General features: G+C 62.7%; 11 protein-coding genes. 7 read left to right on the forward strand and 4 right to left on the reverse strand.

Going from position 1 to position 12,099, the window contains the following annotated elements; translation table 11 throughout:
• Window positions 1-108 precede the first annotated feature (108 nt).
• Complete coding sequence (locus ABE459_RS08980) at window positions 109-696, reverse strand: TIGR00730 family Rossman fold protein (RefSeq protein WP_323830429.1); 588 nt, start codon at window positions 694-696, stop codon at window positions 109-111.
• Between the two features lie 344 nt (window positions 697-1,040).
• Between ABE459_RS08980 and azu the strand changes: the two genes are divergently transcribed.
• Window positions 1,041-1,490, forward strand: coding sequence for an azurin (gene azu / locus ABE459_RS08985; RefSeq protein ID WP_110992991.1), 450 nt, complete (start codon window positions 1,041-1,043; stop codon window positions 1,488-1,490).
• A gap of 114 nt (window positions 1,491-1,604) precedes the next feature.
• Here azu and nadE read toward each other — a convergent pair whose 3' ends face one another.
• Both nadE and pncB read right to left on the reverse strand, forming a co-directional pair.
• Window positions 1,605-2,432 (reverse strand): ammonia-dependent NAD(+) synthetase, encoded by an 828-nt coding sequence (nadE, locus tag ABE459_RS08990; RefSeq protein WP_323830428.1) that lies wholly within the window; start codon window positions 2,430-2,432, stop codon window positions 1,605-1,607.
• A gap of 3 nt (window positions 2,433-2,435) precedes the next feature.
• Window positions 2,436-3,641: a nicotinate phosphoribosyltransferase gene (pncB, locus tag ABE459_RS08995; protein ID WP_110992989.1), complete on the reverse strand. Its 1,206-nt coding sequence runs from the start codon at window positions 3,639-3,641 to the stop codon at window positions 2,436-2,438.
• 508 nt (window positions 3,642-4,149) lie between these two features.
• Here pncB and ABE459_RS09000 point away from each other — a divergent pair.
• The 6 genes from ABE459_RS09000 (at window position 4,150) to ABE459_RS09025 (ending at window position 10,760) form a co-directional block, all read left to right on the forward strand.
• The gene (locus ABE459_RS09000) at window positions 4,150-5,286 is read left to right on the forward strand and encodes a branched-chain amino acid ABC transporter substrate-binding protein (protein ID WP_110992988.1); all 1,137 of its coding nucleotides are present in this window, start codon (window positions 4,150-4,152) and stop codon (window positions 5,284-5,286) included.
• 154 nt (window positions 5,287-5,440) lie between these two features.
• The gene (locus ABE459_RS09005) at window positions 5,441-6,355 is read left to right on the forward strand and encodes a branched-chain amino acid ABC transporter permease LivH (protein WP_110992987.1); all 915 of its coding nucleotides are present in this window, start codon (window positions 5,441-5,443) and stop codon (window positions 6,353-6,355) included.
• Between the two features lie 2 nt (window positions 6,356-6,357).
• Window positions 6,358-7,659 (forward strand): high-affinity branched-chain amino acid ABC transporter permease LivM, encoded by a 1,302-nt coding sequence (gene livM / locus ABE459_RS09010; RefSeq protein WP_110992986.1) that lies wholly within the window; start codon window positions 6,358-6,360, stop codon window positions 7,657-7,659.
• Window positions 7,656-8,531: an ATP-binding cassette domain-containing protein gene (locus ABE459_RS09015; protein WP_125465743.1), complete on the forward strand. Its 876-nt coding sequence runs from the start codon at window positions 7,656-7,658 to the stop codon at window positions 8,529-8,531. Before livM ends, ABE459_RS09015 begins: the two co-directional genes overlap by 4 nt.
• Complete coding sequence (locus ABE459_RS09020; RefSeq protein WP_125465742.1) at window positions 8,528-9,244, forward strand: ABC transporter ATP-binding protein; 717 nt, start codon at window positions 8,528-8,530, stop codon at window positions 9,242-9,244. Before ABE459_RS09015 ends, ABE459_RS09020 begins: the two co-directional genes overlap by 4 nt.
• Before the next feature lie 748 nt (window positions 9,245-9,992).
• Entirely contained in the window at window positions 9,993-10,760 is a 768-nt protein-coding gene (locus ABE459_RS09025) for an SDR family oxidoreductase (protein ID WP_125465741.1), read from the forward strand.
• Window positions 10,761-10,958: 198 nt separating this feature from the next.
• Here the strand turns inward: ABE459_RS09025 and ABE459_RS09030 are convergent, their stop codons facing one another.
• On the reverse strand, window positions 10,959-12,047 hold the full coding sequence (locus ABE459_RS09030) for an AGE family epimerase/isomerase (protein WP_323830427.1): 1,089 nt from the start codon (window positions 12,045-12,047) through the stop codon (window positions 10,959-10,961).
• Window positions 12,048-12,099 lie beyond the last annotated feature (52 nt).

The following is a 12,099-nucleotide window of genomic DNA, read 5'->3' on the forward strand; positions in this document are numbered from 1 at the left end:
GCACAGTCCTTTCGCGACACAAGGCCGCTCCTACCGGAGATCGCATTCGCCTGTAGGAGCGGCCTTGTGTCGCGAAAGGACCGCAAAGCGGTCCCAGGATTTCAGCCTTCAATCAGGCTTCTTGTCGACCCACTTCGGCAATACCGGTGATTCGAACCGGTCCATCCCGTCCAGCAACTCATCCGGCTGCTGCGCCAACTGCAACATCGCCCGGTGCTGCGGCCGTACGAAGCCTTCCTCGACGATATGGTCGAGGAACCCGCCCAGCTTCTCGTAGAACCCGTTCACATCCAGCAAGCCCAGCGGCTTGGCGTGATACCCCAGCTGCCCCCAGGTCCACACCTCGAACAGCTCCTCCAGCGTCCCCAGCCCGCCCGGCAGGGCGATGAAGGCATCGCTGAGTTCGGCCATGCGCGCCTTGCGCGCGTGCATGCCGTCCACCACCTCCAGGCGGGTCAGGCCCTTGTGGCCGATTTCGGCGTTCATCAGGCTTTCGGGGATGATCCCGACCACTTCACCGCCCGCGGCGAGCGCGGCGTCGGCCACGGTGCCCATCAGGCCCACCGCGCCGCCGCCATAGACCAGCGTCAGGCCCCGGCGGGCGATGGCCTGGCCCAGGGCGATGGCGGCTTCACGGTAGGCGGGGTTGGCGCCGATACTGGCGCCACAGAACACACAAACGGAACGTACAGGCATGGCTTGTCTCCCTTCACAGGGGGCACAGGGTAAGGCTCAAGCCTGACACTTCCAAGGCTATTCACTCAGGGCGGGAGAATTCGCAGGCTGCGCCGGTGGCGCCCTGGGCGTAGGCGGCGAGCAGGCTGTTCATGAAACTTGAGAGGGACATTTCAGTTACTCCTAAATGAAAGGTTGTCCCATCGTCTATCAAGAGGGCATGATGTGCTCTTTGATTGGTTGTATACAATCCATTGAACAATTCAACTGGCTGGCCACTTGACACCCCTTGACCCACATCAGGGCTGGGTTGCAAGGTTTCAGGCAGTCTCGCAATTGATAAAACCCTGCCAAGGAGATTCATGATGTTTGCGAAAGCTGTAGCGGTATCCCTGCTGACCCTCGCCAGCGCCTCTGTCTTTGCAGCCGAATGCTCGGTCACTGTCGAGTCGACTGACCAGATGTCCTACACCAGCAAAGAATTCACCGTCGACAAGAGCTGCAAAGAGTTCACCGTGAAGCTGACCCATTCGGGCAGCCTGCCGAAGAACGTCATGGGCCACAACCTGGTGATCAGCAAGACTGCCGACATGCAGGCGATCGCCACCGAAGGCATGAGCCAGGGCATCGACAAGGGCTACCTGAAAGCGGATAACGCCAACATCATCGCCCACACCGCGATGATCGGCGCGCCAGAGAAAGAGACTGAAGTGAAGTTCGACACCTCGAAGCTTGAAGCCGGTGGCGACTACAGCTTCTTCTGCACCTTCCCGGGCCACATCTCGATGATGAAGGGCAAGGTAGTCGTCAAGTAATCGAAGCCTGACGCAGTACCCTTGTGGGAGCGGGCTTGCCCCGCGATGGCGATGGTGAATCCACCAAGGCCATCGCGGGGCAAGCCCGCTCCCACAGGTCTTTCTACAGCCTGATCAAGGCGCGAACGGCAGTTCGCGCTTGTGCTGGGTCTTGCGGTAGGTGCCGACGATGATGTCGAACGCCGCCTGATCGACCGGCTGGCCATGCAGGAAGGCATCGATCTGCTGGTAGGTGACGCCGTGGGACGCCTCGTCCGGCTTGCCCGGTTCCAGGTCTTCCAGGTCGGCGGTCGGCACTTTCTCCACCAGCGATTCCGGCGCGCCAAAGCTGCGCGCAATCGCCCGCACCTGGTTCTTCACCAGCCCGCTCAGCGGCGCCAGGTCGCAGGCACCATCACCAAACTTGGTAAAGAAGCCCATCACCGCCTCGGCGGCGTGGTCGGTGCCGATCACCAGGCCCGCGCGGGCGCCGGCGATGGTGTATTGCGCCACCATGCGCATGCGCGCCTTGGTATTGCCGACGACGAAGTCCACCAGGCTCGGCGAGCCACCTTCCAGTGCCTTCACTTCAGTGGCCAGGGCGCGTACCGCCGGGGCGATGTCGACAGTGTGCACTTCGTCGGCCTTGATCACGTCCAGGCAGGCCTGGGCGTCGTGCTCGTCGTGCTGCACCTGGTACGGCAGGCGCACGGCGATGAAGGTGTAGGCCTTGTCGCCGGTCTCGGCGCGCAACTCGTTGACGGCGCGCTGGGCGAGCAGGGCGGCGGTCAGCGAATCGACGCCGCCGCTGATGCCCAGAACCAGGGTCTTGAGCTGGGCGTTGGCCAGGCAATCCTTGATGAACGCCACGCGCCGGGCCACTTCCTGCTCGAGTGCGGCGGTATCGGCGAAGGGGGGCTGCACCTTGAGCGCCTGGGCAATCTCCTGCTGAACGGCTTGCATGGGTTACTCCTTGCTGGGGATTTTGAATACGTGACGCAGGTAGGCGACGAAGTTCTGGTCGCGGCACTGGGTCTTGGCGGCTTCGTCGGAGATCTTCGCCACTGGCGAGCCGTTGCAGTCGGTCATTTTAAGCACGATGTTCATGGGCGCCACACCGGGGATGTCGCACGTCAGGTTGGTGCCGATGCCAAAGCTGACGTTGATCCGACCGCGCAGGGCACGGAAGATTTCCAGTGAACGGGTCAGGTTCAGGCCATCGGAGAACACCAGGGTCTTGGTCATCGGGTCGATGCCCAGCTTCTGGTAATGGGCGATGGCTTTCTCGGCCCAGGCCACCGGCTCGCCCGAGTCGTGGCGCAGGCCGTCGAACAGCTTGGCGAAGTACAGGTCGAAATCCTTCAGGAAGGCATCCATGGTGATGCAGTCGGTCAGGGCGATGCCCAGCAGCCCGCGGTATTCACGTACCCAACAGTCCAGCGCGGCGCTCTGGCTGTCGATCAGCCGTGGGCCGAGTTGCTGGTGGGCCATGAACCATTCGTGGGCCATGGTGCCCAGCGGCTTGATATCCAGTTTCCATGCCAGGTCGACGTTGCTGGTGCCGACGAAACGGGCCGGGAAATCATCGCGCAGCACCCTCACCACTTCCGCCTGCACCCGGCTGGAAAAGCGCCGGCGGGTGCCGAAGTCGGCCACCTGCAGTTCGGCCAGTTCATCATCGCTGGCATGGGCGCGCAGCCAGTCGAACTTGCGGTGTAGCTGGTCACGCGCCTCGGCCAGGCGCATGTGCGGGTGCAGGTGGCGGTTGCGCACTTCACTGATGATCGCCAGCAGGGGTATTTCGAAGAGGATCACGTGCAGCCACGGGCCCCGCAGGCGCAGGCTCAGCTGGTCATTTTCGATCCCTAAGCGCACGTAGCGCAGGTTGAAGCGGAACAGCCGCAGAAAACGCAGGAAGTCGGGCTTGAGAAAGCTGATGCGCTCGAGGAAGGCCAACTGGCCATCATCCAGGGTGAGCTCGCTGAGCAGTTCCAGCTGGTGGCGGATTTCGCCCAGGTAGGGGCGCAGGTCTTCGCCATTGCGGCAGCGAAACTCCCACTCGACGTCGGCGTCCGGGTAGTTGTGCAGCACGCCCTGCATCATCGTCAGCTTGTAGAAATCGGTGTCGAGCAGGTTGTGCACGATGCGCTCGGCGAATGCGCTCTCGCTCATCAGGGGGAAGCTCCAAAGCGGGCAATGGCGGCTATTGTGCCAGTCTTTGAGGTGTTGTTGCGCCTATGCCGGCCCCTTCGCGGGTAAACCCGCTCCCACAGGCCAGGTGCCATCCTGTGGGAGCGGGTTTACCCGCGAAAGGGCCTGCATAGGCAAAGCAGGTGTTTTTCCGTGCACCGGCTAGCCTTCAAACGGTGCTGCCTGTAGCAGTCGCGCACCAGCGGTGTGCAGTTCGGTGACGTCGGCTGTTACAGGGCGGTTGCACGTTAACACTTGCAAGGGTTGCAATGATGGCACTCGATGGTTGCTCCTTGTCTAGGCGTTTGGGTGGCGCTCACCCTGCGGCAGACGGTTGCACGCTCAATAAAGAAAAGGCCGTCGGTCGCCTCTTATCCCCCTGCACAGTGAGTTTTCCCGGAATGCAAAACCAATGGCACGGCCCTTGCTCGGAGCACAGGGTTGATGAAGTTGTAGTGCCAACCAAAAAAAACTCTAGGAGCACCACCTCATGTCGCAGACGTTTTACAAGAAAGGTTTCCTGGCACTGGCGGTAGCCACAGCACTGGGTGTTTCTTCGTATGTTCAGGCCGACGTCAAGATCGGTGTTGCGGGCCCCATGACCGGTGCCAACGCAGCGTTTGGCGAGCAGTACATGAAAGGTGCCCAGGCGGCAGCCGACAAGATCAACGCCGCCGGCGGGGTGAACGGCGAAAAGATCGTTCTGGTCAAAGGTGATGACGCCTGTGAACCCAAGCAGGCCGTGGCCGTGGCCAACCGCCTGGTGGACCAGGACAAGGTGATCGGCGTGGTCGGCCACTTCTGCTCCTCCAACACCATCCCCGCCTCCGAGGTGTATGACGAGGCTGGCGTGATCGCCATCACCCCGGGCTCCACCAACCCGCAGGTCACCGAGCGTGGCCTGTCTGCGATGTTCCGCATGTGTGGCCGTGACGACCAGCAGGGCATCGTCGCCGGCGACTACATCGTCGACGTGCTCAAGGGCAAGAAAGTCGTGGTGCTGCACGACAAGGACACCTACGGCCAGGGGCTGGCCGACGCGACCAAGGCACAGCTGATCAAGCGCGGCGTCACGCCGGTGCTGTACGAAGGCCTGACCCGCGGCGAGAAGGACTTCAGCGCCGTGGTCACCAAGATCCGCGCCGCCGGTGCCGACGTCGTCTACTTCGGTGGCCTGCACCCAGAGGCCGGCCCGCTGGTACGCCAGCTGCGCGAGCAGGGCCTGAAGGACGTCAAGTTCATGTCCGACGACGGCATCGTCACCGACGAACTGGTCACCACCGCTGGCGGTGCCCAATACGTCGATGGTGTGTACATGACCTTCGGCGCCGACCCACGTCTGCTGCCCGACAGCAAGGCGGTGGTCGAGGAGTTCCGCAAGAACGGCACCGAGCCGGAAGGCTACACCCTGTACGCCTACGCTTCGCTGCAGGCCCTGGCTGCCGGCTTCAACGGCGCCAAGTCGAACAAGGGCGAAGACGCCGCCAAGTGGCTCAAGGCCAACCCGGTCAAGACCGTCATGGGCGAGAAGAAGTGGGACAGCAAGGGCGACCTGACCGTGTCCGACTACGTGGTCTACCAGTGGGATAAAGACGGCAAGTACCACCAGCTCGAAAAACAAAAATAACCAGGGTGGGGCCCGGGCCTGCAAGCCCGGGCCAACGCCCTCGCAGCAGCTGTCTTTATTCGTAGATCTGCACGGTTCTGCGCCGCAACGGCCACTTCATCCGTGGCCCGCCGTGGTCGGCGCTCGTGCAATCTCAATCAGGTGAGATTGCGTTATGGATGGTATTTTCCTGCAGCAACTGGTCAACGGCCTGACCCTCGGGTCGGTCTATGGCCTGATCGCCATCGGCTACACAATGGTCTATGGCATTATCGGCATGATCAACTTCGCGCACGGCGAGGTGTACATGATTTCCGCGTACCTCGCGGCGATCAGCCTGGCATTGCTGGCCTACTTCGGCATTGAGTCGTTCCCCTTGCTGATGCTCGGCACGCTGTTGTTCACCGTCGTCGTCACCGGCGTCTACGGCTTCACCATCGAGCGCATCGCCTACAAACCCCTGCGCAACTCCACCCGCCTGGCACCGCTGATCAGCGCCATCGGCATCTCGCTGATCCTGCAGAACTACGCACAGATCAGCCAGGGCGCCCGCCAGCAGGGCGTACCCACGCTGCTCGAAGGCGCCATGCGCATCGATGTCGGCAGCGGTTTCGTACAGCTGACCTACACCAAGATCTTCATCCTGGTCGCCGCGTTCGTCGGCATGGGCCTGCTCACCTACGTGATCAAGTACACCAAGCTCGGCCGTATGTGCCGGGCCACGCAACAAGACCGCAAGATGGCTTCCATTCTGGGTATCAACACCGACCGGGTGATCTCCTACGTGTTCGTCATCGGCGCGGTGATGGCCGCACTGGCGGGCGTGTTGATCACCATGAACTATGGCACCTTCGACTTCTATGCCGGCTTCATCATCGGCATCAAGGCATTCACCGCTGCCGTGCTTGGCGGTATCGGCTCGCTCCCGGGCGCCATGCTTGGCGGGATCATCCTGGGAATTTCCGAGTCGCTGTTCTCCGGCCTGATCAACTCCGACTACAAGGACGTGTTCAGCTTCTCGCTGCTGGTGATGATCCTCATCTTCCGTCCCCAAGGCCTGCTGGGTCGCCCGCTCGTGGCTAAGGTGTGAACATGTCCGCTGCCAATACTGCCCCTGCTGTTGCAAACAAAGGTTTCGATCTCAAACGCAGCCTGCTGGAGACCATAGTCGCCGGCCTGCTGGCCCTCATCGTATTTGGCCCGGTCGTCGGCGTGGTACTCGACGGCTACACCTTCAACGCCCAGCCGACCCGCGTGGCCTGGCTGGTCGGCGGGGTGATGGTCGGGCGCTTCGTGCTCAGCCTGTTCCTGCAGACCGCCACCGGCCTGCGCATGCTCCAGGGCTTCGACAGTGGTGGTTCGGGCGTGCACGTGCTGGCGCCGGACTACAAGTCGCGCCTGCGTTACATCATTCCGGCGCTGATCGTGATTGCCATCGTGTTCCCCGTCTTCGCCAACAAGTACCTGCTGACCGTGGTCATCCTCGGCCTGATCTACGTGCTGCTGGGCCTGGGCCTGAACATCGTGGTCGGCCTGGCCGGCCTGCTCGACCTCGGTTACGTGGCGTTCTACGCCATTGGCGCCTACGGCCTGGCGCTCGGCTACCAGTACCTGGGCCTGGGCTTCTGGAGCGTGCTGCCGCTGGCGGCCATCGCCGCCGCGCTGGCGGGGTGCATCCTTGGTTTCCCGGTGTTGCGGATGCATGGCGACTACCTGGCGATCGTGACCCTGGGCTTTGGTGAAATCATCCGCCTGGTGCTGAACAACTGGCTGTCGTTCACCGGTGGCCCCAACGGCATGCCGGCGCCATCGCCGACCATCTTCGGCCTGGAGTTCGGTCGCCGAGCCAAGGACGGTGGGGTGCCGATCCATGAGTTCTTCGGCTTCGAATACAACGCCAACCTCAAGTTCGTGTTCATCTACGCGGTGTTGTTCCTGGTAGTGCTGGCCGTGCTGTACATCAAGCACCGCTTGACCCGCATGCCGGTCGGCCGTGCCTGGGAGGCGCTGCGCGAAGACGAGATCGCCTGCCGCTCGATGGGCCTGAACCACGTGCTGGTCAAGCTCTCCGCCTTTACCCTCGGTGCCTCTACCGCAGGCCTTGCCGGCGTGTTCTTCGCCACCTACCAGGGCTTCGTCAACCCGTCGTCGTTCACCTTCTTCGAGTCGGCGCTGATCCTCGCCATCGTCGTGCTCGGCGGCATGGGCTCGACCGTGGGCGTGGTGATCGCCGCCTTCGTGCTGACCGTGGCCCCCGAGCTGCTGCGCAGCTTCTCCGAGTACCGCGTGCTGCTGTTCGGCGTATTGATGGTGCTGATGATGATCTGGCGACCACGGGGGCTGATCCGCATCAGCCGTACCGGTGTGGTCCCGCGTAAAGGAGTGGCGCCATGAGCGACGAAATCATTCTGTCGGTCGACAACCTGATGATGCAGTTCGGCGGTATCAAGGCGCTCAGCGATGTCAGCCTGAAAGTGAAGCGCAACCAGATCTTCGCCTTGATCGGCCCCAACGGCGCCGGCAAGACCACCGTGTTCAACTGCCTGACCGGCTTCTACAAGGCCAGCGGCGGGCGCATCGAACTGAACGTGCGCGGCAGCACCACCAACGTCATCCAGCTGCTGGGCGAGCGTTTCCGGCCCACCGACTTCGTGTCCCCCGCGCGTTTCGCCAACCGCATGTACTACAAGATGTTCGGCGGTACCCACCTGGTCAACCGGGCAGGGCTGGCGCGTACGTTCCAGAATATCCGCCTGTTCAAGGAAATGTCAGTGGTGGAGAACCTGCTGGTGGCCCAGCACATGTGGGTCAACCGCAACCTGCTGGCCGGGGTGCTCAACACCAAGGGCTACCGCCAGGCCGAGAGCGAGGCGCTGGACCATGCCTTCTACTGGCTGGAGGTGGTCGACCTGGTCGACTGCGCCAACCGCCTGGCCGGTGAGCTTTCCTATGGCCAGCAACGTCGTCTGGAGATCGCCCGGGCCATGTGCACGCGCCCCAAGATCATCTGCCTGGACGAACCGGCCGCCGGCCTCAACCCGCAGGAAACCGAGGCGCTCAGCCGCATGATCCGCGTGCTGCGCGACGAGCATGACATCACCGTGGTGCTGATCGAGCACGACATGGGCATGGTCATGAGCATTTCCGACCACATCGTCGTGCTCGACCACGGCAACGTGATCGCCGAAGGCGCGCCGCAGGATATCCGCCACAACCCGACGGTGATCGCCGCCTACCTGGGTGCTGATGAAGAGGAACTGGTATGACCGCACCCATTCTCGAACTTAAGGATCTCGAGGTGTTCTACGGGCCGATCCAGGCCCTGAAGAAAGTCTCGATGCACATCAACGAAGGCGAGACGGTAAGCCTCATCGGCGCCAACGGTGCGGGCAAGTCGACCTTGTTGATGTCGATCTTCGGCCAGCCCCGGGCGGCTTCCGGGCAGATCATCTACCGTGGCACCGACATCACCCGCAAGTCGTCGCACTACATCGCCTCCAACGGCATCGCCCAGTCCCCCGAAGGGCGTCGGGTGTTCCCCGACATGACCGTCGAGGAGAACCTGATGATGGGCACCATCCCCATCGGCGACAAACATGCCGATGAGGACATGCAGCGCATGTTTACGCTGTTCCCCAGGCTCAAGGAGCGGCGAAACCAGCGGGCGATGACCATGTCCGGCGGCGAGCAGCAGATGCTCGCCATCGCCCGGGCGCTGATGAGCCGGCCCAAGCTGCTGCTGCTCGACGAACCGTCGTTGGGGCTGGCGCCGATCGTGGTCAAGCAGATCTTCGCCACCCTGCGCGAACTGGCGCAGAGCGGGATGACCATCTTCCTCGTGGAGCAGAACGCCAACCATGCGCTGAAGCTCTCGGACCGTGCCTATGTGATGGTCAACGGGCAGATCCGCATGACCGGTACCGGGCAGGAGCTGTTGGTCAACGAGGAGGTGCGCAACGCCTATCTGGGCGGGCACTGAGGATCCAGCACGGTCTCTGTAGGAGCGGCCTTGTGTCGCGAACGGGCTGCGAAGCAGCCCCAAGACCTCAGCATCATGCAAAATCGCCGGGGCCGCTTCGCGGCCCTTTCGCGACACAAGGCCGCTCCTACAGGGGATCGCGGCGCGTGGCAGTCTTGCCCCGCGATGCGTTTTATGCTCGGCCGCAGCATGTGGACAACTTGTCGCATATCTTTCTCGAAGCACTCCACAACCCCCTCGCAAGCCCTTGTTTCCACAGGTACAAAACTTTCCACGGATTATGTGGAACCGCCTGTGGAAAACATGGTGGCACCTCGCTGCAGGCCTTTGAACTCAATGCCTTCAAGGGTTTGTACGTTTTTTGATCATGTACGCTTTGTGGTTGATTCAACGAGTGTTTTTGCCTGCGGGACGACCTTTCCACAAGGGCCGGATATCTGTGGGTAACTCTGTGCAAAAACCTTGGACAGACTGCCGCAGGCGGCATGGTTGAAAGCGTTGCGCCATCAGTGAGAGATTTCCACAGGACCACGGCCGTACAAAAGGTTCCGCGCAACCGACGAGTTGCCCCCAATCCGTGGGGAAAGGCTTGTGGGTAAGGTGCGCATAGCTCTCTCATGGCTATCTAGCACGGGGCTTTCAAGGCTTTGATCATTTCTTGACCAGGGATTGAAACGGTTGTCGCCAGAGCGTGCGCCGGGCATGCTGCGAAGCCGGCAGCACGTAATCCACAGTCAAGGAGAAGAGCATGACATCCACCGTATTCATTACTGGCGCGACTTCCGGTTTCGGTGAGGCCACCGCCCGCCGTTTCGCCGAGGCCGGCTGGAAGCTGGTCCTCACCGGTCGTCGCCAGGAGCGCCTGGATGCCCTGCGCGCCGAGCTGTCGGCCAAGACCGAAGTGCACACCCTGGTGGTCGATGTGCGTGACCGCAAAGCCATGGAGGCGGCCATCGCCAGCCTGCCGCCGGCCTTCGACAAACTGCAGGGCCTGGTCAACAACGCCGGCCTGGCGCTGGGTGTCGATGCCGCGCAGAACTGCAGCCTGGATGACTGGGAAACCATGGTCGACACCAACATCAAGGGCCTGATGTACACCACCCGCCTGCTGCTGCCACGCCTGATCGCCCACGGCCGCGGTGCGTCGATCCTCAACGTCGGCTCGGTGGCGGGCAACTACCCGTACCCAGGCGCCAACGTGTACGGCGGCACCAAGGCGTTCGTCGGCCAGTTCTCGTTGAGCCTGCGTTGCGACTTGCGCGGTACCGGGGTGCGGGTGAGCAACATCGAGCCAGGCCTGTGCGAGAGCGAGTTCTCGCTGGTGCGCTTCGGCGGCGACCAGGCCAAGTACGACGCCACCTATGCGGGCGCCGAGCCGATCCAGCCGCAGGACATTGCCGAGACCATCTTCTGGATCCTCAACCAACCGGCGCACATCAACATCAACAGCCTCGAGCTGATGCCGGTGAGCCAGGATTGGGCAGGGTTCTCGATCGACCGCTCGGCCAAGGCCTGAGTCGATTGACAGGGGCAAGTCGGCTGTCGCGCAGTACATGTGGGAGCGGGTTTACCCGCGAATCAGGCACTGCGGTATATGGCACCGGCTTCGCCGGTGTTCGCGGGTAAATCGCAGCGGCGAACCGCCGCTCCCACAGGTGACGTCGATTTGCTGTGGGAGCGGCGGTGCGCCGCTGCGACTTGCCCCGCGATTGCGTCAGTCCAGGCGCTGCAAACCTTCCAGGCAGGTAGCCAAGTGATAGGGCGTGGTCGAAGGCATGTCATGCCGGCTGACCGCGCCATTGCCATCCCGGCACTCATGCCAGCCGCCGTCATGCAGGAACTGCCCTTGAAGGGCCTGCAGCTGCCCAAGCAATTTTTCATCGCTGGCCGAGCGCTGTGCCAGCGCCCGCAGGTACTCCGCCTGGGCCCAGATCCGCTGGGTGGCGTCGAGCACCTTGCCGTCCACATCCAGCATCGCCAGCACCGCCGAATCCTTCACCCCGCACTGTTCGGCGTAGCCGAACCCACGGCTGATGGAGGCATGCAGCGGCGTGCCGCGCAGTAGCGGCGAGCTGTCGAGCAGGTAGAACCATTCGAACTGATGGCCAGGCTCGAACCAGTTATCCACAGCCCCGCGCGGTTTCTCCAGCATCAGGCCGTGTTGCGGTTCGACGAATTGCGCCTGCAGCGCTTCGCACAGCTGCAGCAACGACTGGCGTACGTCGTCGTCCTCGCGCACGGCCAACACCTGCAGGAAAGCTTCGGCCAGGTGCATCTGTGGGTTCTGCAACGGGCCGCTGCCCAAGTCCGACCAGTCCTCACCCAGGCTGGCCTCGTACAGGCCATCGTTACGGGCGAACTGCTCGGCAACCACTTCCAGGGCGCCATTGAGCGTGGCTTCCACCAGACCTTCACCGACCTTGCCCCAGTAATGGGCGCAGGCGAAGACGATGAAGGCGTGGGTATAGAGATCCTTGCGCCGGTCCAGCGGCTTGCCTTCGGCGTCGATGCTGTAGAACCAGCCGCCGTGTTCGGCGTCATGGAAGTGCTTTTGCAGCGAGCGGAACAGCGCCGCCGCGCGTTCGGCCGCGCCCGGTTGTTCGATGCGGCTGCTGAACAGGTACAGCTGGCGCGCGCAGGCCATGGCGCGGTAGCGCTGCACCGGCAGCGGGCGGTGTTGGGCGTCCAGGGCTTCGTAGGGGAGCGCTAGCTCGGCGTTCCAGCCCGGGCCTTGCCACAGCGGCACGATGCGTTCGGCGAAGTGCTGTTGAAAACGGGTCAAAGCAAGGCGGGGGTCGGACATGCTGGCGCTCATGGACGGTCGGGCAGGGCGCCATGGTAGCAGAACTGGGGGT

Source organism: Pseudomonas sp. TWI923 (assembly GCF_039673365.1).
In the GTDB taxonomy this organism is placed as follows: domain Bacteria; phylum Pseudomonadota; class Gammaproteobacteria; order Pseudomonadales; family Pseudomonadaceae; genus Aquipseudomonas; species Aquipseudomonas sichuanensis.